The 23,205-nt window shown below is 39.7% G+C and carries 22 protein-coding genes; 20 read left to right on the top strand and 2 right to left on the bottom strand.

Going from position 1 to position 23,205, the window contains the following annotated elements:
• Positions 1 to 13 precede the first annotated feature (13 nt).
• The 6 genes from BZG42_RS06955 (at position 14) to BZG42_RS06930 (ending at position 5,067) form a co-directional block, all read left to right on the top strand.
• Complete coding sequence (locus tag BZG42_RS06955) at positions 14 to 844, top strand: carbohydrate ABC transporter permease (RefSeq protein WP_024532211.1); 831 nt, start codon at positions 14 to 16, stop codon at positions 842 to 844.
• A gap of 48 nt (positions 845 to 892) precedes the next feature.
• Positions 893 to 1,348, top strand: coding sequence for a YhcH/YjgK/YiaL family protein (locus BZG42_RS06950; protein ID WP_155962736.1), 456 nt, complete (start codon positions 893 to 895; stop codon positions 1,346 to 1,348).
• Between the two features lie 120 nt (positions 1,349 to 1,468).
• The gene (locus BZG42_RS06945) at positions 1,469 to 2,116 is read left to right on the top strand and encodes a DUF624 domain-containing protein (RefSeq protein WP_155971386.1); all 648 of its coding nucleotides are present in this window, start codon (positions 1,469 to 1,471) and stop codon (positions 2,114 to 2,116) included.
• A gap of 79 nt (positions 2,117 to 2,195) precedes the next feature.
• On the top strand, positions 2,196 to 3,116 hold the full coding sequence (locus BZG42_RS06940; protein WP_155996333.1) for a dihydrodipicolinate synthase family protein: 921 nt from the start codon (positions 2,196 to 2,198) through the stop codon (positions 3,114 to 3,116).
• Between the two features lie 10 nt (positions 3,117 to 3,126).
• Positions 3,127 to 4,017 carry an ROK family protein gene (locus BZG42_RS06935; protein ID WP_024532215.1) on the top strand — a complete coding sequence of 297 codons (891 nt, stop codon included), beginning with the start codon at positions 3,127 to 3,129 and terminating at the stop codon, positions 4,015 to 4,017.
• Between the two features lie 84 nt (positions 4,018 to 4,101).
• Positions 4,102 to 5,067, top strand: a complete 966-nt coding sequence (locus tag BZG42_RS06930; RefSeq protein WP_024532216.1) for an alpha/beta fold hydrolase — start codon at positions 4,102 to 4,104, stop codon at positions 5,065 to 5,067.
• Positions 5,068 to 5,430: 363 nt separating this feature from the next.
• Here BZG42_RS06930 and BZG42_RS06925 read toward each other — a convergent pair whose 3' ends face one another.
• Positions 5,431 to 6,243 (bottom strand): peptidylprolyl isomerase, encoded by an 813-nt coding sequence (locus BZG42_RS06925; protein WP_155996334.1) that lies wholly within the window; start codon positions 6,241 to 6,243, stop codon positions 5,431 to 5,433.
• A 153-nt stretch (positions 6,244 to 6,396) separates the two neighbouring features.
• Here BZG42_RS06925 and BZG42_RS06920 point away from each other — a divergent pair, with 153 nt between their 5' ends.
• The 10 genes from BZG42_RS06920 to gloA2 all read left to right on the top strand — a co-directional run bounded on the left by BZG42_RS06920 (position 6,397) and on the right by gloA2 (position 16,795).
• Positions 6,397 to 6,744 carry a DUF2500 domain-containing protein gene (locus tag BZG42_RS06920; RefSeq protein ID WP_155965412.1) on the top strand — a complete coding sequence of 116 codons (348 nt, stop codon included), beginning with the start codon at positions 6,397 to 6,399 and terminating at the stop codon, positions 6,742 to 6,744.
• Positions 6,745 to 6,907: 163 nt separating this feature from the next.
• Positions 6,908 to 7,285 (top strand): VOC family protein, encoded by a 378-nt coding sequence (locus BZG42_RS06915; protein ID WP_155996335.1) that lies wholly within the window; start codon positions 6,908 to 6,910, stop codon positions 7,283 to 7,285.
• Positions 7,285 to 7,824, top strand: coding sequence for a hypothetical protein (locus BZG42_RS06910; protein ID WP_120171975.1), 540 nt, complete (start codon positions 7,285 to 7,287; stop codon positions 7,822 to 7,824). The genes BZG42_RS06915 and BZG42_RS06910 overlap by 1 nt, the downstream gene beginning before the upstream one ends.
• A gap of 95 nt (positions 7,825 to 7,919) precedes the next feature.
• Positions 7,920 to 8,912 (top strand): LacI family DNA-binding transcriptional regulator, encoded by a 993-nt coding sequence (locus tag BZG42_RS06905; RefSeq protein WP_120171974.1) that lies wholly within the window; start codon positions 7,920 to 7,922, stop codon positions 8,910 to 8,912.
• Between the two features lie 148 nt (positions 8,913 to 9,060).
• The gene (locus tag BZG42_RS06900; RefSeq protein ID WP_155996336.1) at positions 9,061 to 9,981 is read left to right on the top strand and encodes an ABC transporter permease; all 921 of its coding nucleotides are present in this window, start codon (positions 9,061 to 9,063) and stop codon (positions 9,979 to 9,981) included.
• A gap of 10 nt (positions 9,982 to 9,991) precedes the next feature.
• A complete protein-coding gene (locus tag BZG42_RS06895; RefSeq protein ID WP_024532223.1) occupies positions 9,992 to 10,879 on the top strand; it encodes a carbohydrate ABC transporter permease in 888 nt (295 codons plus the stop codon).
• Positions 10,880 to 10,928: 49 nt separating this feature from the next.
• Entirely contained in the window at positions 10,929 to 12,539 is a 1,611-nt protein-coding gene (locus BZG42_RS06890) for an ABC transporter substrate-binding protein (protein ID WP_155996337.1), read from the top strand.
• Between the two features lie 18 nt (positions 12,540 to 12,557).
• On the top strand, positions 12,558 to 13,916 hold the full coding sequence (locus BZG42_RS06885; RefSeq protein WP_155996338.1) for a glycoside hydrolase family 32 protein: 1,359 nt from the start codon (positions 12,558 to 12,560) through the stop codon (positions 13,914 to 13,916).
• A 120-nt stretch (positions 13,917 to 14,036) separates the two neighbouring features.
• Complete coding sequence (locus BZG42_RS06880; RefSeq protein WP_155996339.1) at positions 14,037 to 16,409, top strand: DNA translocase FtsK; 2,373 nt, start codon at positions 14,037 to 14,039, stop codon at positions 16,407 to 16,409.
• Positions 16,409 to 16,795, top strand: coding sequence for an SMU1112c/YaeR family gloxylase I-like metalloprotein (gene gloA2 / locus BZG42_RS06875; RefSeq protein ID WP_024532227.1), 387 nt, complete (start codon positions 16,409 to 16,411; stop codon positions 16,793 to 16,795). Before BZG42_RS06880 ends, gloA2 begins: the two co-directional genes overlap by 1 nt.
• Positions 16,796 to 16,929: 134 nt before the next feature.
• On the opposite strand, the gene BZG42_RS06870 is transcribed toward gloA2, so the two are convergent.
• Entirely contained in the window at positions 16,930 to 17,298 is a 369-nt protein-coding gene (locus BZG42_RS06870) for a DUF3397 family protein (RefSeq protein ID WP_024532228.1), read from the bottom strand.
• Between the two features lie 154 nt (positions 17,299 to 17,452).
• On the opposite strand from BZG42_RS06870, the gene rplK reads away from it, so the two are divergent.
• From rplK to BZG42_RS06850, 4 genes are all read left to right on the top strand, one after another.
• Complete coding sequence (gene rplK, locus BZG42_RS06865; protein WP_002935890.1) at positions 17,453 to 17,878, top strand: 50S ribosomal protein L11; 426 nt, start codon at positions 17,453 to 17,455, stop codon at positions 17,876 to 17,878.
• Positions 17,879 to 17,919: 41 nt separating this feature from the next.
• Complete coding sequence (rplA, locus tag BZG42_RS06860; RefSeq protein WP_024532229.1) at positions 17,920 to 18,609, top strand: 50S ribosomal protein L1; 690 nt, start codon at positions 17,920 to 17,922, stop codon at positions 18,607 to 18,609.
• 164 nt (positions 18,610 to 18,773) lie between these two features.
• Entirely contained in the window at positions 18,774 to 19,064 is a 291-nt protein-coding gene (locus BZG42_RS06855; RefSeq protein ID WP_120171969.1) for a hypothetical protein, read from the top strand.
• A gap of 682 nt (positions 19,065 to 19,746) precedes the next feature.
• Positions 19,747 to 22,938, top strand: coding sequence for a transglutaminase domain-containing protein (locus BZG42_RS06850; protein ID WP_155996340.1), 3,192 nt, complete (start codon positions 19,747 to 19,749; stop codon positions 22,936 to 22,938).
• The last annotated feature ends 267 nt before the right edge of the window (positions 22,939 to 23,205 follow it).

Below are 23,205 nucleotides of genomic sequence, written 5' to 3'. Positions count from 1 at the left end.
GAAGGAGGATCGGATGAAAAAGAAAGCAATTACACCTTTGAGTGTTATTTCGACCATCGCTTTGCTCCTACTGACTATCCTCTTTATCTTTCCATTTTATTGGATTATGACAGGTGCTTTCAAGTCACAGCCCCATACCATTATCATTCCACCTCAATGGTGGCCTACCCAGCCGACCTTGGAAAACTTTACTAAGTTGACTATACAAAATCCAGCTCTCCAATGGCTTTGGAATTCGGTTTTCATCTCTTTGACAACCATGATTTTGGTATGTATGACTTCTTCTTTGGCAGGCTATGTGCTAGCTAAGAAGCGTTTCTATGGACAAAAACTACTTTTTTCTATCTTCATCGCGGCCATGGCTCTACCTAAGCAAGTTGTTTTGGTTCCCTTGGTACGGATTATCAATTTTATGGGAATCCATGATACCTTAGCAGCAGTTATTTTGCCTCTGGTTGGATGGCCTTTTGGTGTCTTTTTGATGAAACAATTCTCAGAGAACATTCCGACAGAACTTTTGGAATCAGCAAAAATTGATGGTTGTGGAGAGATTTCTACCTTCTGGAATGTGGCTTTTCCGATCGTCAAGCCAGGTTTTGCAGCTTTAGCAATCTTCACTTTTATCAACTCGTGGAATGATTACTTTATGCAGCTAGTTATGTTGACTTCTCGGCAGAATTTGACTATTTCACTAGGAGTTGCAACAATGCAAGCCGAGATGGCAACTAACTACGGAGTCATCATGGCCGGTGCAGCTATGGCGGCTGTTCCAATTGTGACAGTCTTTCTTGTCTTTCAAAAATCCTTTACCCAAGGGATTACAATGGGTGCAGTTAAAGGGTAATATTTTAACGGTGACTGCAACCAATTACCATCTTACGGAGTGTTTTGTATGATTTATGATCATATTAGCAATTACTCATATTACATGGGCTTGCATCCAAATCTAGATTTGGCTTTAGTTGCTTTGGAACAAGGAATTTTTAGGGATCAAAAATTAGGCAGGTATGAGCTTGCTGATCAAGATGTTTATTATTTCCTTCAGGAAAATACCTTGTCGAAAGAGGCTCAGTCTATTTTTGAATACCATCGATGCTATGCCGATATTCATTTTGTTATTAGGGGGCGGGAGCAGGTCTCTTATGGCAGTCGTCTGGTTGGTGAAGATACTGAGTTTGATAAAACGGGAGATATTGGTTTTGTTCCTGGGGAGAAGTGGGTAGATTGTTTATTGGACGGGGATTATTTTGCCATCTTTCTACCCGGGGAGATTCATCAGCCTAACCAGTGGGTAGGTGGTGAGAAAACTGTCCGTAAGTGCGTGTTTAAGGTTTTGATAGATGACTGATACTCTGCAAAATCAAGCAGATATTGTGCTGAGAAGCTGTTTTAGATTTAGTATCAATTTTGTCATTTTTGCATCTATTATTGGTGTTTGTCGGGGATAAAGGAGTAGAGGAGGTTAGCCATGAAAGAAAATGAAAAGAAAACTTTGATTCAATCCTTCTTTGATGTCAATCATCCTGTTTGGCAAATGGTAGAAAAACTATTTGATTTGATGCTCTTGAATCTATTAACGACTCTGGCCAGCCTTCCCCTCATCACCTTAGGAGCTGCCAAACTAGCCCTTCAAGCAAGTTTATGGGAAATGGATGAGTTTGGAAAAATCAAGGTTTGGTCTACTTACTGGCGACAATTTGCCCATCACTGGAAACGTGGCTTCATTTTATCAGTTGTAGAAATCGGAGTGACAGGTTTTTGTCTTTTGGATCTTTATCTGGTCTGGGGGCAATCTGGTCTGGTCTTTGATGGATTTCGAGCATTTTGTATCGCTATCTTTCTCTTTAGCCAGCTTCTTTGGTTCTATGCTTATCCTTTGGCAAGTCGCTATTGCTTCAAGTGGTCAGGCTTGTTCCTTCAGGCTATCCTGCTATTGGGAAAAGAGTTGGCTTTGACTTTCAAAGTCAGTCTGGCTTATGTTCTTTTTGTAGCTATTATGCTTCACTCAGGCTTGTCTCTGATAATTTGCTTGATCTGTTTCCTGTCCTTTGGCTATGCAGCTCTGTCCTATTTGTTTATCAGAGAACTTGCTTCTCGAATCAATCTTACTCAATGAGAGCAGATACTTACTGATAGGCTGATAAGGTCTGTGTTTGATTTTTATAGACTATCACGAAATACGAAAAGGAAATGCAATGAGAAATTTAGAAAAATATCATGGTATTATTCCAGCTTTTTATGCCTGTTATGATGAAGCTGGTGAGATTAGTTCAGAGCGTGTGAAGACTCTGGTTCAGTATTTTATTGACAAGGGAGTGCAGGGACTCTATGTCAATGGTTCATCCGGTGAATGTATTTACCAAAGCATAGCAGACCGTAAGCAAGTTTTAGAAGCAGTGATGGCGGTTGCTAAGGGAAAATTGACCATTATCAACCATGTGGCCTGTAACAATCTGAAAGATAGTATTGAGCTGGCTCGTCATTCGCAGAAAATGGGTGTAGATGCTATTGCGGCTATTCCACCGATTTATTTCCGCTTGCCAGAGCACAGTATCGCAGCCTATTGGAATGGAATCAGCCTGGCTGCTCCAGATACAGATTTTATCATATATAACATCCCACAGCTAGCAGGGGTTTCTCTGACCCCAAATCTCTATAGAGAAATGGTAAAGAATCCTAGGGTTGTTGGTGTGAAGAATTCTTCAATGCCTGTTCAGGATATTGAGACCTTTGTCAGACTGGGGGGCGAAGATTACGTGATTTTCAATGGTCCGGATGAACAATTCCTAGGTGGGCGCTTGATGGGGGCTAAGGGTGGAATCGGAGGTACTTATGGTGCTATGCCTGAACTTTTCCTCCGTCTTAATCAGTTAATCATCGAGAAGGAGTTGGAAGTAGCTCGCCAGCTACAATCTACCATCAATGCCATTATCGATAAGTTGGTATCAGGTCACGGTCACATGTACGCTGTTATCAAAGAAGTTATCCGCCTCAACGATGGTTTGAATATCGGTTCGGTTCGTGAACCTCTAACTGGCTTGATAGAATCTGATAGAAAAATTGTAGAGGAGGCCGTTCTGATGATCAATGAGGCAAAGAAAAAATTTGGAATTTAGGAGGTTTGATATGAAAACCTATCTTGCTATTGATATTGGTGGCACACAGATAAAATATGGTCGTCTTGGTGAAGAAGGGCAGATTTTGGAGCGTTACAAGATGGATACGGAAGCTCATAAGGGCGGTCCTCATATCTTGGCAATGGTTAAAAAATTGGTCGCTGACTTTCATGCTCAATCTCCTCTAGCTGGTGTCGCCATTTCCTCGGCAGGTATGGTTGACCCTGACAAGGGAGAAATCTTCTACTCAGGTCCGCAGATTCCAAACTATGCTGGAACACAGTTTAAAGCAGAGATTGAAGGAGACTTTGGACTTCCCTGTGAGATTGAAAATGATGTCAACTGTGCAGGGCTAGCAGAAGGTATTTCTGGGGCAGGCACAGGTAGCTCGGTTTCAATCTGCCTGACGATAGGTACAGGAATTGGTGGCTGTTTGTTAGTTGATGGGCATATTTTTCACGGTTTTAACAATGCTGCCTGTGAAGTTGGTTATCTACATCTGTCAGATGGTGCCTTTCAAGATTTAGCATCCACTACAGCCTTGATTCGCTATGTAGCAGCTTTGCATGGTCAAGATCAAGCAGTCTGGGATGGATACAAAATTTTCCAAGAAGCTAAGGCAGGTAGCGTTCATTGTATTGCTGCCATTGACCGTATGGTTGATTATCTAGGACAGGGAATTGCCAATGTTTGCTATGTAGCTAACCCAGAAGTTGTTATCCTTGGTGGAGGAATCATGGCTCAGAAAGATTATTTGAAAGATAAGATTGAGACTGCTATGAAGAAGTATTTGGTGCCAAGTTTGGCCGATAATACACGTTTAGCTTTTGCCCAGCATGAAAATGCAGCAGGCATGTTGGGAGCTTTTTATCATTTCCAGCAAAAGCAAGGATTAAGATAAAATCTATGAAAATGGAGACTCTCCTTTTGTCTTCCTTCTTGGACTGTTTCCATTTTCATTGATTGTAGTTACAGAGGAGTTTTTATGATTGACAATATGACCCTGAAGGATATGCTAGGCTATCGAGGGAGGCAGGAAGTTCCGACAGATTTTGATGCTTTTTGGCAAAAAGAAAAAGACAGGCTAGAAGTTCTGCCCGCCTATGCATTAGCTGAAAAAGAATGTGGTCTTCATCATGTCCGTTGTTATGAATTGACTTTCACTGGGACCAACGGCTCCAGTGTCTTTGCCAAATGTCTTTTTCCAAGGAGTGAGAATCCAGTTCCCGTTCTCTTTTATTTTCATGGCTACCAAGGTCAGGGACCTGATTGGTCCGAAAATTTAAAATTTTTAGCTGCTGGCTATGGTGTAGTGGCTATGGATGTCCGTGGACAAGCTGGTCAATCTCAAGATTGGGGTAAATTTGATGGGATAACAGTCAAGGGACAAGTCATCCGAGGTATGGTGTCAGGACCAGAGAATTTATTCTATAAGGATGTCTACTTAGATGTTTATCAGTTAATAGAAATTATAGCAAATTTAGACTTTGTTGATCAAAAGCGACTAGTTTCCTATGGAGCTTCACAAGGCGGAGCTTTGGCTCTGGTTGCCGCTGCTCTCAGTTCTCATATCAGTAAAACACTAGCAATCTATCCATTTCTTTCCGACTTCAAGCGAGTCTTAGAACTGGGTAATAATAGCGAAGCTTACGATGAACTTTTTCGTTATTTTAAATTCTCAGATCCCTTCCACGAAACAGAAGAAGAAGTCTTGCGTACTCTAGCTTATATTGATGTAAAAAACTTAGCCCATCTGATTTCATGCCCTGTGGCGATAGTGACAGGCTTAGAAGATGGTGTTTGTCCCCCATCAACACAATTTGCTATTTATAATCGTCTAGAAGTTGAAAAAGAAATGAAAATCCTACCAGAATACGCCCATGATGCTATGCATGTCAAGGTTAATGATTATGTCTATGATTACCTGATTGGAACTTGTTTTTTGAGCTAATATAGTTGTTTAGTTCATCTTGGTTATAGTAAGCGAGGAATTCTCGCTAATTCTAAACTTTTCTTTCCATGACTTATTGTCCCAAATTGCATTTTATTAGGGAATAAAATGAACCATAAGGCGACATGTAGAAAAGAGTTTGTCACAAAAAGATTGTCACTGCAGAGAATCGTTCTAAACAACCAATATCTATAGACTAATTGATTTTACAAAAAGCGAACAAAATAAAGTTTTTGAACTGTCCACTTGACAGGGAGCAGTTCAGAAAACTAGGCTTGTCCGCTTTTTCGTTTGATAAAATAAGAATGAAGGGTGGAAACAAAGAATTTTTACTTGAAAAGTCTTTTGTCCTCGCCTTTCTTATTATCTCTTGAAAGTGTAGTCCTTGATAATCTCGATAGAGTCGATTTTTATATCCGCTTTTGGTTTGTCGCGCTCACCAGTTTCTACCGCAGCAATTTTGTCCACGACATCCATACCTTCAATAACTTGTCCAAAGACTGTATGGCGCCCATCCAAATTTGGATTTCCTCCATTTTTGTAGGCTTCAATCACTTTTCCAGGATACTTGGAGCTAGAAAGCTGACTGGACATGTCTGTCGTATTTTGGTTGATAAAGAACTGGCTACCGTTAGTGCCTGCTCCGGCATTAGCCATTGAAAGCGCCCCACGGATATTGTAGAGGAAGGCAGAAATCTCGTCTTTAAATCCTTTTCCCGCATCAATTGTCGTTTCTTTGCCAGACCAGATAGATTTTCCACCAGTCCCATTTCCAAGAGGGTCTCCACCTTGAATCATGAAGCCCTTGATAACACGGTGGAAAATGGTTCCATTATAGTAGCCGTTTTTAGCGTGAGTTAAGAAGTTTTCAACAGTCAGTGGAGCCTGCTCGGGGAAGAGTTTGATTGTGATGTCTCCTGCTGTTGTTTTGATTTTTACAGCAGCCTCATTTTCTGCAATCTGGCTAGAGAGTTGTGGAAATGTCGCGTTAGGATTGTTGATGGCATAGGCTAGGTCTTTTGCATATTGACTAGAAGCAGTTGTGTCTGTCGTAGTGGCTAGGGTTGAACTAGAGCTAGGTGCTTCAGATGTCGAACTGTTACCAGTAGTGGACTTGTTTGCACAGGCTGTCAATAGAATACTAGAAGCCAAAGTAAGGGCTATCATTTTTTTCATAGAAAATCCTTTCTCAATATCGATCAAAATTATGCTCATTCTACCACGAAATAGTTGATTTTTCAATTTTACACTGCATGTTACGGACATAGTTTTTTTTAAAACATGATATAATTACAGATGATATATGGAATTTGTAGAGGAGGCTTCAGTATGTTTGCGAGTCCTGATTTCGGTTTGACTGTGCATCAGATGTTATTTTACGTAATTAGCTCACTTATTTTAGGAGTGATTTGCTTTCAGATTATAAAAAATTTGCTAGAATGGCATCGAAACAATCAAGCTCCTAGAGAAACCTGTTCAGCCAAACTGGTTACCAAGAGAACACGCATTTTTGGCAATGAAATAGCTCGTACCAACTATTACATGACCTTTGATTGGAATGGACAACGAAGGGAATTTCGGGTACGCTCAGAAGATTATGCTGTGCTAGCAGAAGGAGATACTGGCACCTTGCATTTTCAAGGGACGCGTTTTCTAGGTTTTGAACGTTTCAAATGATTTTCCTGATTTAAATCATACCTTGCTTACTTCGGTGTGATTTACTCTGCTATCCTATATTTTTTCATTGCCTATAAAAGAAAAGTCGTTTTTCTTTTGTGATAGCTTTGGTTAGTGTATAATAGCAGGAGTTAGTGCTATACAAAAGAAAAGAGATAAGTAAATGATTTCATCACTCGGTCAGATAATGCTCTATGTGAATGATATGGAAGCTTCGGCTCAGTTCTGGAGAGAAAAAGTTGGTTTTGAACGTGTAGAGCGCCAGAAACAAGGTACACAGATTTCGTACATTATTGCGCCAAAAATAGACAGTAAAGTGCAGCTTGTTCTTCATGACAAGCCAGCAGTTACCGCTATGAACCCAGATATGAATTTGGTCACGCCATCCATCCTAATGAGCTCGATAAATCTTGAAAAAACATATCAAGAGTTTATCGCTAAGGGAATCAATGTGAATCCGATTATAGATTTGGGATGTATGAAAGTTTTCAACTTTAGTGATGATGAAGATAACTATTTTGCAGTTCGTGAGGTGAGCTAATGTCATTTGAAAAACGCCTTGAGGAAATGTATAAAGACCATGAAGTTAAACCCTATATTTCTCCAGAACGTGACTTGGCTAGCTGGTTTCTAGAAGCGAAACCAGTTCCTAAACGCAATATGGTTCGCCTAGAAGAAGGCTTGCTAGCGGGAGATATTATTCTACTTTGGCGTGTCCACTTTGGTACTTTTACAACGACTACTCCATACTCAAAATATTTTGAGTACACCTATGGCATTGACGGACCAGCTCACATGAAGAATTTGTTAGCGGAAGGCTATGTTTATTTAGAATCCGCTTTTGATTCCTTGAACCATATTACCTCAATGGTTAAGAAAAATATTCTCAAAGCAGAAGGTGTGACAGGTCTTTCTAAAATGAAAGCGGCCGATTTAGATACTGCTCTCAAGTTCCACCTGACAGAGGAAAAATTGGCAGTTTATTTTTCTGTTCGTGGTTATGCTTTGACAGAAAAAGGCATAGCAGCTCTTGAAAATCACCCAGAAGTCATTGACAAACATCCAAAAAAGAAAATGTAGACGAGCAGAGCTTGTCTATTTTTCTTGACAGAAAACGCTAACAGTGGTATCCTGAAACAAACATTGAAACGTTTCAAAAAACAAGGGGAGCAAAGATGGAAATACAAAAGTCAATTACTATGAAAGATGTAGCTAGGCTTGCTGGTGTCAGCGTCGGAACGGTATCGCGCGTTATAAATAATGAATCAGGAATTAAGGAGACCACCCTTGAGAAAGTAAATGCTGCGGTTAAAGAGTTGAATTATATTCCCGATGTTTATGCTCGGGGGATGAAAAAAAATAAAACAGAGACGATTGCTCTCATTATTCCAACTGTTTGGCACCCATTTTTTGGTGAATTTGCCTACCATGTGGAAGTTGAGTTAAGCAGGAAAAACTATAAGTTATTACTTTGCAATATCAGTGGTCCTAAAAGAGAACTAGACTATTTGATGATGCTCCAGCAAAATAAGGTAGATGGGATTATCGCAATTACGTATAGTCCTATTGATGATTATCTTTCCTCGAATATTCCTTTTGTTAGTATAGATAGGACGTATGAAAATAAAGCGATAGCCTGTGTTAGTTCAGATAATCAGGCTGGTGCGGAGTTGGCAGCAGATATTTTAATCGAAAGAGGAGGAAGTCATTTTGCCTTCATTGGTGGACATAACAGAACGATTAACGAGACTAAAAAACGCAGATTATATTTTGAAAAACGTATTTTGGAAGCGGGTTATCCATGTCATATCTTAGATTTGGAAGAGCCTTATGCAGACTTCATGGGACAGGTGGAAGATTTTTTAGTGAAGCACCCGCAAATTGATGCTATTTTCACCATCAATGATTTTGCAGCCTTGGATACGTTGGCCATTTTGGAAAAATTAGGAAGACAAGTGCCAGACGATGTGCAGGTTATCGGCTATGATGGAATTCAAATGGCAGAAGAGCGACAAATGTTTCTTTCTACCATTCGTCAACCTTTGGACTTATTGGCTAAAGAGGCAGTTGCTTGCCTATTAGATATTATTGATAAAAAAGATCGCCCCCTTCAAGTTATCCTACCCATTTCCTATGTTGAAGGAAAAACAACAAAAAATAGAAAATAGGGGTTGACAGAAAACGGTTACAATGATAAAATAAAATCATCAAGTTGGTTGATTTTATTTTTAAAGAAAAATGAAACGTTTCAAAAAAGAGGGTAACCTCTTTCTTAAAACAAAACAAATTGAAACGTTTCAAAAAAGAGGTTTACTTATGAAAACATTGAAACTTCGGCAGACCACTCTTTGGGAAAGAATGAAGCAGCAGAAGCTTTTGTTGTTGATGTTATTGCCAGGTTTAATTTTAACCTTCATCTTTCGCTATGTTCCCATGTATGGTGTTTTGATTGCTTTCAAGGATTACAACCCCTTGAAGGGTGTCTTAGGCAGTGCATGGATTGGATTTGAACAATTTGCCAAATTTCTTTCCTCTCCTAACTTTGGAGTCCTCCTTTCTAATACTTTGAAATTGAGTGTTTATGGACTTCTCTTAGGTTTCCTACCGCCCATCATTTTAGCAATTATGCTCAATCAGCTCTTGAGTGACAAAGCTAAAAAACGAATTCAGCTAATACTTTATGCGCCGAATTTTATTTCCGTTGTCGTGATTGTCGGTATGATTTTTCTCTTTTTCTCTGTAGGTGGACCAGTCAATTCCTTACTTGGCATTTTGGGAATTGAGGCAAACTTTCTGACGAATCCAGATTTCTTCAGACCGCTCTATATCTTAAGTGGTATCTGGCAAGGAATGGGATGGGCTTCTACCCTCTATACAGCAACTCTAGTTAATGTTGATCCCGCGCTGATTGAGGCCGCAAAATTAGATGGTGCCAATATTTTTCAACGCATTTGGCATATTGATTTACCTGCTCTCAAATCGGTTATGGTCATCCAATTTATTCTGGCAGCGGGAGGTATTATGAATGTTGGTTACGAAAAAGCCTTTCTGATGCAGACCTCTCTCAACCTGACTAGTTCAGAAATTATTTCTACCTATGTTTATAAAATTGGTCTGGTATCAGGGAATTACTCCTATTCAACAGCTGTGGGGTTGTTCAATGCCTTAATCAATATTATCTTACTTATTGCTGTTAATAAAATTGTAAAGCGCATCAATGACGGACAAGGATTATAAGGAGTTTTTTATGAATACGCAAATGTATACAAAGTTTGACAAGCGTATGCTCGTTGTCAACAAGATATTGATAGGTTTTCTTGTCTTGATTACTGTGGTTCCTATGCTTTACATTCTAGTTGCATCCTTCATGGATCCGCAGGTATTAGTCAGCAAGGGGATTAGTTTTAATCCTAAGGATTGGACCGTTGAGGGTTACCAACGGGTATTTTCAGATCAATCTATCCTTAGAGGATTTTTCAATTCGCTCTTTTATTCTTTCTCCTTTGCTTTTTTGACAGTAGCTATCTCGGTTATGACAGCCTATCCATTATCTAAGAAAGATTTAGTCGGAAAGAAAGGAATCAATGCCTTCCTTGTCTTCACCATGTTTTTTGGAGGTGGTCTAGTACCAACCTATCTCTTGGTTAAAGATTTAGGGATGTTAAATACAGTTTGGGCAATCATTGTGCCAGGTGCTGTAAATGTTTGGAATATCATTTTGGCTCGAACTTATTTCCAAGGTTTACCAGATGAATTGGTAGAAGCAGCGGTCATGGACGGTGCTAATGAGTTTCAGATTTTCTTGAAAATTATGCTTCCGTTAGCAAAACCAATTATGTTCGTCCTTTTCCTCTATGCCTTTGTTGGCCAGTGGAACTCGTATTTTGATGCCATGATTTATATAAAAGATCCAAACCTAGAGCCTCTTCAGCTCGTTCTCAGGAAAATCCTTATTCAAAGCGAGCCTGCTAAGGATATGATTGGGGCTCAGGCTGCGATGAATGAGATGAAGCGAATTGCAGAAATGATTAAGTACGCAACAATTGTCATCTCTAGCTTGCCACTCATTGTCATGTATCCATTCTTCCAGAAATACTTTGATAAGGGTATCATGGCAGGGTCTTTAAAGGGTTAATCTAAATAGAACTTTATGAAATCTTTATAAAAATAGGAGGTTGTTTCGAATGAAACACAAATTTGGAAAAACAATTATTACGCTTCTCGCAAGTACTGCTTTACTCGCTGCTTGTGGCTCAAAGAATACAGCTTCAAGTCCTGATTATAATTTGAAAAATGTGCAGTTTCCATTGGAAAAATCAGTCACTCTGAAATTCATGACAGCCAGCTCTCCCTTGGCCCCAGCTAATCCAAATGATAAATTGATTTTTCAACGCCTAGGGAAAGAAACAGGCGTTCATATCGAATGGACGAATTACCAGTCTGACTTTGGAGAAAAACGGAATTTAGATATTGCATCAGGAGATTTGCCAGATGCTATTCATAATGACGGAGCCTCTGACGTGGAATTGATGAACTGGTCCAAGCAAGGAGTTATTGTTCCAGTTGAAGATTTGATTGACAAACACATGCCAAACCTTAAGAAAATTTTGGATGAAAATCCTAAATACCGTTCAATGATTACAGCTCCAGATGGGCACATCTATTCCTTCCCATGGATTGAAGAGTTAGGTGAGGGCAAAGAATCCATCCATACAGTAAATGGTATTGCTTGGATCAACAAAGAATGGTTGAAGAAACTTGGTCTTGAAATGCCAAAAACAACAGATGATTTGGTAAAAGTTCTTGAAGCATTTAAGACTCAAGATCCAAATGGAAATGGTAAGGCAGATGAAATTCCAATGTCCTTTATCAATGGAGGTGGTAACGAAGACTTCAAGATTCTTTTCGGAGCTTTTGGGATTGGAGATAATGACGATCATTTAGTTGTTAACAATGATGGTACAGTTGATTTTACTGCCGATAATGAGAACTATAAAAAGGGTGTTCAGTTCATGCGTAGTTTGAAGGAAAAAGGGTTACTTGATCCTGAAGCTTTCGAACATGATTGGAATACTTACCTAGCTAAGGGCAGTGAAAATCGTTACGGTGTCTACTTTACCTGGGATAAGGCAAATATCACGGGTATGAATGACACTTACGATATTCTTCCAGTACTTGCAGGACCAGATGGGACCAAGCATATTACCCGTACAAATGGCATGGGCTTCCAGCGTGATCGGATGGTTATCACATCTGCTAACAAAAACCTAGAACTTACTGCTAAATGGATTGATGCCCAATATGCTCCCCTCCAGTCTGTACAAAATAACTGGGGAACTTACGGAGATGCATCTCAGCAAAATATTTTTGAGTTCGACAAAGCCACTAATAGTCTTAAACATTTACCATTAGATGGAACAGCACCAGGTGAGCTCCGTCAAAAAACAGAAGTTGGAGGTCCGCTTGCGATTCTGGATAAATATTACGGAACAGTTACAACTATGCCAGATGATGCTAAATGGCGTTTGGATTTGATGCATAAAACCTACTTAGATTACATAAAAAATGATGATATTTATCCACGTGTCTTCATGGAGAAAGAGGACTTGGATAAGATTGCTCAGGTGGAAGCAGATATGAACGACTATATTTATCGTAAGCGCGCAGAATGGATTGTCAATGGTGGGGTAGAAAATGAATGGGATAATTACCTTAAAGAACTAGAAAGTTATGGTCTATCAGACTGGCTTGCTATCAAGCAAAAGTACTACAATAAATACAAAGAAAAGCAGTAATCAAAAAGGAGGTTATCTGTGAAAACAGTAGAACAGGCCAATCAATTTATTCAAACAGAAAAACTGGCTGTTAATCCGAATTTTAAACCACATGTTCACCTTTCTCCTGAAGTTGGCTGGCTCAATGATCCTAATGGATTTGTCTTTTTCAGGGGAGAATACCATCTCTTTTACCAATACAATCCCTACGATAGTGTATGGGGACCGATGCATTGGGGACATGCTAAAAGTAAAGATTTGATCAACTGGGAGTATCTCCCAGTTGCTCTAGCTCCAGATAAAGACTATGATAAGGATGGTTGTTTTTCTGGCTCTGCGATTGTCAAAGATGATGTCCTCTGGCTGATGTATACGGGAAATATTGTTGGAGAAGATGGCGCCGTCAGACAAGTGCAGAATATGGCCTACTCTAAAGATGGGATTCATTTTGAGAAAATTGAGCAAAATCCCGTTGCAACCGAAGATTTATTGCCAGAAGAAGTGATTGCTAATGACTTTCGTGATCCAAAAATTTTCGAGAAAAATGGGAGATACTATTCTGTTGTTGCGACCAAACACAAAGATGGGGTTGGATGTATCGTCCTGCTAGGAACAGATAATCTATTGGAATGGCAATTTGAGTCTATTTTCTTAAAAGGTGAGGGTCATCAAGGTCCAGTTTGGGAATGTCCTGACTATTTCGAAGTTGATGGCCAAGAATACTTGATTGTCTCGCCGATGCGCTACCAAAAAGATAAAAATCATTATGTCAATATCAATTCCAATATTTTTGTTAAAGGTCACGTTGATTGGGATAAGAAGATATTTATAGCAGATACTTTCAAAGAAATTGACCATGGACATGATTTCTATGCAGCACAAACGACAGAAGGTCCGCAAGGACAGCGAGTCATGATTGCTTGGATGCATACATGGGGACGGAAATTGGTGACTAATGACTTAGGTCATAAATGGTTTGGGCAAATGACCCTTCCGCGTATATTAAAATACCGTGAAGAGAGACTTGTTCAAGTCTTACCAACGACAATTTTGGATCAATTAGAAGAAGTAGAAGTCGGTCAACCAATTCTGACAGCAAGCAAATTGTTCATAAACTTGAAAGATAGTCTAGCGTTGAAACTAGGGAATGAAAACGATTATCTGACCTTTGGTTATGATAAGACTACTCAGGAGGTTTACATTGACCGCAGTCACCTCCGTATCCAGCAAGTTGGTGAGGAAGAATGGTCGACAACTCGTCGAGCTGCAACTATTAAAGCTGAACAGCTTTTAGTTATTCTTGATAAGAACTGTCTAGAAATTTTTGTGAATGATGGTCAAGAAACGCTAACCTCAACTTTTTATATTGAAGATGCTTGTAAATTAACTAATTTATGATAGTACATCCTAAATTTTTCTTTCACTCCAAGAAAGGTCCTGTATTTGCAGGGCTTTTTTTATCATGAAAATTCTTTGCAATTATGGTAAAATAAAGAGATTGAGAAAGTTGAGGTTTTTATGAAAAAGACAAGTAAAAAAGGAAAGGTGACCAGGAGACCAACCAAGGCAGAATTGGCCCAGCAAGAACGTGTAAAAAATACGACCCTGAGAGTTTTAGGACTTCTGTTTATTGTCTTTACGGCTAGTCGTTTAGGCATTTTTGGAGTAACCAGTTACAATCTCTTTCGTCTCTTGTTTGGTAGTCTGACTTACCTACTTTTGGCTGGAGCTTTTGTCTATCTCCTTATTCCTAAGATTCTGCGTGAGAGGGAAGGTACAATTTCTGGTTTTTGGTTGATTGTTATCGGCTTTCTGATTGAGTTTCATGCCTATCTGGACTGGACCTATTCAGGAACAGATTTATTTCATCACACCCTCAAATTGGCATTGACAGATCTGTCTAAGTTTCAAGTCACAGCCTTTCTAGGTGGTGGTGTGGTCGGAAGTATCTTTTATGCGCCAGTTTCCTTCCTCTTTGCCAATGCAGGCTCATTTTTTATCGGCTTTTTATTGATTGCCTTTGGGATTTTCTTTGTAAGTCCATGGTCTGTCTATGATGTAGCGGATGGCTTGGCATTTCTCAAAGAAAAGTTGACGGAAGGACAAGCAAAAAGAGCAGAGCTTCGCGCGCAAAAGCAGGCTGAACGAGAAGAAAAACGCCAACGAGAATTGGTTCGTCTTGAGGAAGAGCGCCTCCAGTTGGAAGAAGAGAAAGAAACTCAAAACGCTGCCCTTCTGAATGGAGAGATAGACGAAGAGACAGGAGAAATCCTAGATGAGGAGCCTGTTCAGGTACCCGTACCCATTATCTCAGAGTATGACTACACGGATCCAGAAGATGAATTTCCGGTTATGTTGGCTGAGGATGACGAATCTATTCAGCCCATGCAGGTTCAGCGACCGTTTGAAAGCATTGAAAGTACCGAGGATGATGCGGATGTACAGATTGATTTCAAACCCAAGCAGCGCTTGGCTTACAGACTTCCATCAATAGACCTATTTGCTCCAATTAAAGCCAAGAGTCAGTCCAATGAGAAACGAATTGTCCGTCAAAATATCAAGGTTTTGGAAGATACCTTTGCTAGTTTTGGAATTAAGGTGGTAGTAGAACGGGCAGAAATTGGTCCATCTGTCACCAAGTACGAAATCAAGCCAGCAGTCGGTGTCCGCGTCAATAGGATTTCCAACCTAGCAGATGACTTGGCTTTAGCTTTGGCGGCCAAGGATGTCCGCATCGAAGCTCCTATTCCAGGAAAGTCTCTTGTTGGAATTGAAGTTCCAAACTCAGAGGTAGCAACCGTTCCTTTCCGTGAACTGTGGGAACAGTCTAAAACTGATCCAGACCGACTATTGGAGATTCCACTTGGTAAAGCAGTTAATGGTTCGGTGCGCTCTTTCAATCTAGCCCGTATGCCACACTTGTTGGTGGCAGGATCAACTGGATCGGGCAAGTCTGTAGCGGTTAATGGCATCATCTCGTCTATCTTGATGAAGGCAGGACCAGATCAGGTGAAGTTTATGATGATTGACCCTAAGATGGTGGAATTGTCTGTCTACAATGATATTCCACACTTGCTTATTCCAGTTGTGACGAATCCACGAAAAGCTGCGCGTGCTCTCCAAAAAGTAGTTGATGAGATGGAGAAACGCTATGAACTTTTCAGCCATATCGGTGTCAGAAATTTGGAAGGCTACAATGCTAAGGTAGAAGAGTTCAATAGTCGTTCAGAGGAAAAACAAATTCCATTGCCACTGATCGTAGTAATTGTAGATGAGCTGGCAGATTTGATGATGGTAGCTAGCAAGGAAGTAGAGGATGCTATTATTCGCCTAGGACAAAAGGCACGTGCAGCAGGGATTCACATGATTTTGGCTACCCAGCGTCCATCTGTTGATGTCATTTCCGGTCTTATCAAGGCAAATGTGCCATCTCGTATTGCTTTTGCTGTGTCAAGTGGTACAGATAGTCGAACCATTTTAGATGAAAATGGAGCAGAGAAGCTCCTTGGTCGTGGAGACATGCTCTTCAAACCGATTGATGAAAATCATCCAGTTCGTTTGCAAGGCTCCTTCATTTCAGATGATGATGTAGAGGCTATTGTTGGCTTTATCAAAGCGCAAGCTGAGGCGGATTATGATGAAAACTTTGATCCGGGAGAAGTTACGGAAGGAGATGGTGATACTGGCTTTGGAGATAGTAGTGGTGATCCGCTCTTTGAGCAGGCACGGGCTCTTGTTGTTGAAACACAAAAAGCTAGCGCCTCTATGATTCAACGCCGGCTATCCGTCGGGTTTAACCGAGCAACACGGTTAATGGAAGAATTGGAAGCTGCTGGAGTCATTGGTCCAGCAGAAGGTACAAAACCTAGAAAGGTATTGGAAAACCAGTAATGAAGTTTGAAGCAGTCCATCATATCGCTATTATCGGAAGCAACTATGAGAAAACAAGAGCATTCTATGTGGAAAAATTAGGATTTGAACCCTTGGATGAACATATCCGTCCAGAAAAAAATGACATTCTTTTCAATGTCAAAAAGGGGAACGTGATTTTAGAAATTTTTATCAAGCCAGATGCTCCCTTGCGTCCTGTTCAACCTAGTCCAGAACACACGGGATTACGGCATCTCGCTTTTAGGGTAGAAGATGTAGAGGCCTGCTTAGCAGAATTTGATTGTTTAGCTATCCGCCATGAAGAGCTACGGATAGACGATTTCAATGGTAAAAAAATGGCTTTTTTCTTTGATCCAGACGGTCTTCCACTTGAAATTCATGAATAAGAAGAGTTTAGACAAGTAGTTCTTCTCTGGTCAAAAATTCTTAAAATGATTACCCCAAAAAAGGCTTAGAACCTCATTTACTGGAGTTCTAAGCCTTTTACGATTTTGTGGCACATTGCTTGAATGGCTGTGAGTTAAGAGCTTAGCGTAAAGACAGCAATGACCAACGCAAGATACATCAGGAAAGTTAAAATAAAGCCAGCTCGCCAAAAAAATTTGAAGAACTTCTTGTAAGAAAATTCCTTTTTCTTAAAGAGGAAAAAGGCACAGAGACCGATTGCCAAAAATGATAGAGCAAAAACAAGGTGAGGGAGAAGACTATTGTAATAGGCTTTATCTGAAATGAGATAAAACTCTATGGCATAGAGAGGAAAGGCGATGTCAGCAAAATTCCATCTCCATTTTTGTAGCTTAAAAAACTTGACAGCGATAATTGAAATTGCCAAGGTTAAAAAGATAAATAGGAAGGCTGCAATTTTTAAAAAAATAATCGATTCAAACATACCTTCATTCTATAAAAAATATGAGAAAAAGTAAACTTTAAGCTTGCAATTCTTTTAAAATCATGTATAATGAAAAGGTATGTGTAAAACACATACTTGTGGGAGGTAAAAATCTGTAATTACCGCCAAAACCACAATAGGAGGATTTTATATCATGGCTAAAAAAGTCGAAAAACTCGTAAAACTTCAAATTCCTGCAGGTAAAGCTACTCCAGCTCCACCAGTCGGACCAGCACTTGGTCAAGCAGGTATCAATATTATGGGATTCACTAAAGAGTTTAATGCTCGTACAGCTGATCAAGCTGGTATGATCATCCCAGTCGTTATCTCTGTGTATGAAGATAAATCATTCACTTTCATCACGAAAACACCGCCGGCTGCTGTGTTGTTGAAAAAAGCCGCAGGTGTTGAAAAAGGTTCAGGTACACCAAACAAAACAAAAGTTGCGACAGTGACTCGTGCGCAAGTACAAGAAATTGCTGAAACTAAAATGCCTGACTTGAACGCTGCCAGCTTGGAAGCTGCAATGCGTATGATTGAAGGTACTGCTCGTTCTATGGGATTCACTGTTACTGACTAAGTAGCGCCCAAGATTATCTGATTACAAGGAGACATATAAATATGGCTAAAAAAAGCAAAAACTTACGTGCTGCTCTTGAGAAAATCGACAGCACAAAACTTTACAGCGTAGAAGAAGCTGTTGCTCTTGCAAAAGAAACAAACTTTGCAAAGTTTGATGCATCAGTTGAAGTTGCATATAACTTGAATATTGACGTCCGTAAAGCAGACCAACAAATCCGTGGCGCAATGGTATTGCCAAACGGAACAGGTAAGACTTCACGCGTTCTTGTTTTTGCACGTGGTGCTAAGGCGGAAGAAGCAAAAGCTGCTGGTGCAGATTTTGTTGGTGAAGATGACCTTGTTGCTAAAATCAATGGTGGTTGGTTGGATTTTGATGTTGTTATCGCAACTCCAGACATGATGGCAGTTGTAGGACGTCTTGGACGTGTTCTTGGTCCTCGTAACCTTATGCCAAACCCTAAAACTGGTACAGTAACAATGGATGTTGCTAAAGCAGTTGAAGAGTCTAAAGGTGGTAAAATCACCTACCGTGCTGATAAGGCAGGTATTGTACAAGCTCTTATCGGTAAAGTATCATTTGATGCTGATAAACTCGTTGAAAACTTCAAAGCTTTCCACGATGTAATGGTTAAGGCTAAGCCAGCTACAGCGAAGGGTACTTACATGACTTCAGTGTCTATTACAACAACACAAGGTGTTGGTATCAAGGTTGATCCAAATTCATTTTAAGAATAGATTAGACTGCTTATGGGCAGTCTTTTTTTTGACAAAATTAGGAGGTGGTGCTATAGTATGATACATATTATATGAGTGCGAATCTTTCAAATAGAAGAATCGAACCTAGTATTTTAAGTAAGATGAATGATTAGAGAGTTTTAGAAGGAGTTATTTACATGCTAAAAAGAAGTAAGGAAGAATTTTATGGTTATCTTTCAGCAGTTTATAGTTTATCAGAAGGGGAAATAACACCTATCTTGCGAGAAAAAATACTTGGAATAGCTCAGGAACTAGATAAATCAGAAAATATTTATTTGATAGCAGATCGTTTAGGACGCTATGTTAATGCGGAATTGACTGCCCTTACTTGTCATGCACCAAAAGAGTTGGTGAACTTGGCGCTTTATATACAGAAGTTGCAAAATCATTATCGCCGTTCCAGCATCATTCCAGGTATTGTCAAATAGGAATATTCAAGGGGAACTAAGTGAATCCAATCGTTTGTTGTTTATATATTGCTTTGGTATTTTTACATTGTGCTCTAATCAAAAGCATCTTGTTGTAACTGTTAACCGTAGTGATATATTACAAGACAGCAAAGGATTCTATAAAGTAGATGCATCCTATAAAAAATACAAAAAGGGGAGCGATTGTGAATGACTATCAAAGTGCAAAAGAATGAGGTAATTATTCAATTGTGATTTCTTCCCAACAAACGATGATGGATTTTCCAAATTAAGGAAGCTCTTTGCTAACTGTAATGAGGTGGCAAGGAGTTTTTTTTATACTTTTCAAAAATCAAACCCAGATTTTACTGACTTGATGTGATGGTTTTCGGTCCTATCTACTCATTCTAACCGAACTTGTATCACTTAATTCGATTTCGATGTTGATTTTCATTGAGTATTGGCTAGCGAAGTAGAGGGTAGTTTTCTTACTTGATTACCTTGTACAATCTTGGTAGCTATCACCCTATTTTTAGCCTTAAAATCTTCTGTGTATTTTTTATGTGTATATAATCTGTATTTTTTCTGTAGAAAATCATTAAAAAAAGAATGTTATGCTTGCTAATTTGAGCTCAAAAATATATAATGAGTGAGGATTTTTACGAATCCTATATAATTTAATTATTTAAAGGTGAACAATATTGTGAATTATCGTCAAAATGCGGACAAACAGAGACGCTATGCCATCAGAAAAATGAGCCTTTGTGTGGGTTCAGTGTTGATTGGCTTTTTCTTTTTAGCTGGACAAACTTCAACTGTACAAGCAGCAGAAGTTGGAGCAAAAAACTCAACACTGCTAGTTGCAAAAGATACAAGAGGAGACGACTCAAGCAATGACGCTTCTGAGGTCTTCCCTACAGGTGAAATTACAAATCCTGTGGTTGAGAGTCCAACACTTTCAACTACCTCAACGGAGGAAATGAAGCAGATTATTGCTGATATCCCTGCGTCTAACTATTACGACGATCAACAGTTTAAACTTTCAGAAAATGAAGTGACTATCAAAGCTGGTGAATCTGTTCAATTATCCCTGAAAAATCCCGATGGAAGCGATGTCACAGAGCAAGTCAATTGGTATGTGCAAACTCGATACCCTGAGGATAAGGTTTATCAGGCTGGTGAGTTTGTAAAAGGTGAAAATAACTCCCAACTTCTCCAATTGGACTCAAATGGAACCGTGAAAAACTTGAATAATCAAGAAAAAACGCAACGTGTTGAACTATGGGCTAACTATAATCAACACTTGTACCACGCTTCCGTCAAATTACCTGGTACAAAAGAGATGGAAGCCATTCGTCAAGACGAAGCGGCTAACAAGATGGCTGATGATATTATCAAAAACTTTGCCGACTTATCAGATGTTGAAAAAGTTAAGGCTGCTCATGATTGGTTGGTGGAAAATGTTCATTATGTTGATAGACCTGGGGAAGACCAAACAGCCTACTCAGCTCTTGTCGAAAGACAAACTGTGTGTGCTGGTTATGCCAACGCCCTCAAACTGATGTTGGATAAGATGGGAATCCCCAACCATACCAAAATGGGCAAGATCACTGGCGGCGAACTCCATCTTTGGAATATTGTCGAACTGGATGGAAAATGGTACCATGTTGATGCAACCTGGGATTATCCCGGAAACTCCACAAGACCCTACAGTCAGGATAGGGGATACAATCACAAAAACAAGTATTTCCTTATTCATGATCAGGATTTTAAACTAGCATCGGGTGCTAAACGTGACTACTTTGCATTTTCAGAAGATAAGTCAGGAGAACGTTACAGATATTACGGATTTGAGCAAAAAGGTATTCTGGCTAAGACTATTGAAGAGGTCGGCACTGTTTTAGATAGGCAATATCAAAAAGTGCCTTTTAAGGAACTGAATACAGTGTTAGAAGTGATGACCCCTGCTGATATGTCCTTGCACCATATTGGTGATAAACTAGCTGATATTTTAGGGCATGGACTTTATAAGACACACACTTTAAACTATGGTGGCTATAAGCTTCACCGTTTTGCTGTGAAATTATTCCCTAAATGGAATACAAAGGATGGTGAGCCTAGTTTCAAAGTGGAGCAATTCAAGGTTGATGAAACAGATCGTTCTGCTAAGGTTTCAAGTATTTTGGTGACACTTGATAAGGCTGTGGAGCTGAATGCCGCTAACTTTACCGTGACAGGAGCTAGACTGGTCAATGCGACTAAGGTGGATGAGACTACTTACAAACTGACTCTTGACCAGCCAAAGAAATTGACGGATGCAAGTGTTACGGTAGCTATCCATAAGCGCCAACACCAGTTTAAATTTGACAACCCAACCCTTCCTATCCAAGTCAATCAGGCAAAGAAACCTACAGCTGTCTTTACGGCAACAGGTGAACACCAAGGCTACCTTTCAAATGTTAAACCCGGAATGGAGTATCGGATTGGTCAGAATAACTGGACAGTTATAGAAGGTGAACGGGTTGAGCTGACTGGCATTGGTACAGTAGACATCTATCTTCGAGTGCCAGAGACGGATCAGGCCCTAGGTTCAGCCATTCAGCATATCGCTGTTAAAAAGATGAAAGACCCTGTTACTGCTAAGGCTCTATCAGGTAAAATCGTCGGGGTAAGTAAGGAAATGGAATACCGACGCCAAGGCGATGAAACTTGGTATCACAGTCCTGGTAATATTTTGACTGGTTTAGCTTCTGGAAAATATGACATCCGTACTAGAGCGAATGGTGAATATCTAGCTTCCAATATCGAAACAGTGACTCTGGAAGAAGATGCAGAGAACATGGCTCAGCAGTCAATAAAGGCAGAAGAGAGAAAGTCCCCTCAACTAAATGAGACTGAAAGTTCTAAACAAGAGCAAGAACATAAACAAGACGATGGTCAAAATGTTCAAGAAGGACAAGAAAATGAAACTAAAAACGAACCAATAGAAGAAAATGAGGAAACACAGGTCTCACAAGCTCAAGAAACAGAAACCCCAAAACAAGACGGATCGAAAAAAGTAGAAGAAGTTGAAAGTGGTAAAGCCGAGGAAACAACCAATGAGGAGACATTGCAAACTCCTCAGCTGCAAGAGTCCGAAGGCCAACAGCAGGATGAGGCGAAAAAGAATGAGGAAGTGAAAGAAAAAACTAAAGTAGAACAAGATGCTCAACACCAAGAGATGGAGAAATTAGCGGAAACTAAGCGCCAAGAACAAGAAATAACCCATCAGACTGAAATCCAACCTCAGGCTCAAGAAGTCCCACGCCAATCCGAAGAGCAATCTACAGAAGCCCAATCTCCAGCGGAAGTCCCTCAACCATCTGAGGTTCAACCTCAAGTTCAAGAACTCTCTCGTAAGTCCGAAGAGCAAGTTACAGACGCTCAATCTCCAGTGGAAGTCCCTCAACCATCTGAGGTTCAACCTCAAGTTCAAGAACTCTCTCGTAAGTCCGAAGAGCAAGTTACAGACGCTCAATCTCCAGCGGAAGTTCATCAACCATCTGAGGTGCAACCTCAAGTTTCAGTCCCGCTTCAGGCTTCAACTGAACACCGTCGAACTGAAATTCAACCTAGCTACCAAGAACAAGAAGGTCAACGTTCAGGTAGTACGGAAAAAGTAGAACAAGAATCTCAAGTCCAAAAAATGGAGCAGAAATTGGCTCAAGAAGAAGTTAAACTTGAGAAAAAATCGGAAGATAAAAAAATAACACCCAAGGAAAAAGTAATTTCGGTGAAAGAAGTTAGAGAGACTACTGAGAAGAAACAAAATTTCATACTTCCTTTGGTTTTGGTATTATTAGGAATAATGTTGAGTCTATTCGGTTACTCAAAACTGCGGAATAAGGAAGAATAAGAAGGTTTTAATCAGCTGAAACTTCTAAATTGTGTATGACTCTTTCAACTAAGTACAAGACTCTTTGTCAATTGTAATTGATTGGCAAAGAGTTTTTTATATTTTCGTAAGCGAGAGACCAGGCTAAAGGTATCATATTTTTTGATGCTCACTTGTAATAGAACAGTTAGTAGGTTGTCATCTTGTTTTTAGTCTATCTTCCTAGCTTTGAACTGCCAATTTTCTTATATAATTTTTTTCTGTGCTTTGTCTGTATTTTTTCTGTAT

This window comes from Streptococcus sp. DAT741 (genome assembly GCF_009866825.1).
Classification (GTDB): Bacteria; Bacillota; Bacilli; order Lactobacillales; family Streptococcaceae; genus Streptococcus; species Streptococcus ruminantium.
Note: the sequence above shows the minus strand (reverse complement) of the source record. Positions and strands in the feature narration are given on the sequence as shown.

Excerpts from the sequence above, each read along its gene's own strand:
- BZG42_RS06955 (WP_024532211.1), top strand. The coding sequence starts at position 14 with ATGAAAAAGAAAGCAATTACACCTTTGAGTGTTATTTCGACCATCGCT.
- BZG42_RS06950 (WP_155962736.1), top strand. The coding sequence starts at position 893 with ATGATTTATGATCATATTAGCAATTACTCATATTACATGGGCTTGCAT.
- BZG42_RS06945 (WP_155971386.1), top strand. The coding sequence starts at position 1,469 with ATGAAAGAAAATGAAAAGAAAACTTTGATTCAATCCTTCTTTGATGTC.
- BZG42_RS06940 (WP_155996333.1), top strand. The coding sequence starts at position 2,196 with ATGAGAAATTTAGAAAAATATCATGGTATTATTCCAGCTTTTTATGCC.
- BZG42_RS06935 (WP_024532215.1), top strand. The coding sequence starts at position 3,127 with ATGAAAACCTATCTTGCTATTGATATTGGTGGCACACAGATAAAATAT.
- BZG42_RS06930 (WP_024532216.1), top strand. The coding sequence starts at position 4,102 with ATGATTGACAATATGACCCTGAAGGATATGCTAGGCTATCGAGGGAGG.
- BZG42_RS06925 (WP_155996334.1), bottom strand. The coding sequence starts at position 6,243 with ATGAAAAAAATGATAGCCCTTACTTTGGCTTCTAGTATTCTATTGACA.
- BZG42_RS06920 (WP_155965412.1), top strand. The coding sequence starts at position 6,397 with ATGTTTGCGAGTCCTGATTTCGGTTTGACTGTGCATCAGATGTTATTT.
- BZG42_RS06915 (WP_155996335.1), top strand. The coding sequence starts at position 6,908 with ATGATTTCATCACTCGGTCAGATAATGCTCTATGTGAATGATATGGAA.
- BZG42_RS06910 (WP_120171975.1), top strand. The coding sequence starts at position 7,285 with ATGTCATTTGAAAAACGCCTTGAGGAAATGTATAAAGACCATGAAGTT.
- BZG42_RS06905 (WP_120171974.1), top strand. The coding sequence starts at position 7,920 with ATGGAAATACAAAAGTCAATTACTATGAAAGATGTAGCTAGGCTTGCT.
- BZG42_RS06900 (WP_155996336.1), top strand. The coding sequence starts at position 9,061 with ATGAAAACATTGAAACTTCGGCAGACCACTCTTTGGGAAAGAATGAAG.
- BZG42_RS06895 (WP_024532223.1), top strand. The coding sequence starts at position 9,992 with ATGAATACGCAAATGTATACAAAGTTTGACAAGCGTATGCTCGTTGTC.
- BZG42_RS06890 (WP_155996337.1), top strand. The coding sequence starts at position 10,929 with ATGAAACACAAATTTGGAAAAACAATTATTACGCTTCTCGCAAGTACT.
- BZG42_RS06880 (WP_155996339.1), top strand. The coding sequence starts at position 14,037 with ATGAAAAAGACAAGTAAAAAAGGAAAGGTGACCAGGAGACCAACCAAG.
- gloA2 (WP_024532227.1), top strand. The coding sequence starts at position 16,409 with ATGAAGTTTGAAGCAGTCCATCATATCGCTATTATCGGAAGCAACTAT.
- BZG42_RS06870 (WP_024532228.1), bottom strand. The coding sequence starts at position 17,298 with ATGTTTGAATCGATTATTTTTTTAAAAATTGCAGCCTTCCTATTTATC.
- rplK (WP_002935890.1), top strand. The coding sequence starts at position 17,453 with ATGGCTAAAAAAGTCGAAAAACTCGTAAAACTTCAAATTCCTGCAGGT.
- rplA (WP_024532229.1), top strand. The coding sequence starts at position 17,920 with ATGGCTAAAAAAAGCAAAAACTTACGTGCTGCTCTTGAGAAAATCGAC.
- BZG42_RS06855 (WP_120171969.1), top strand. The coding sequence starts at position 18,774 with ATGCTAAAAAGAAGTAAGGAAGAATTTTATGGTTATCTTTCAGCAGTT.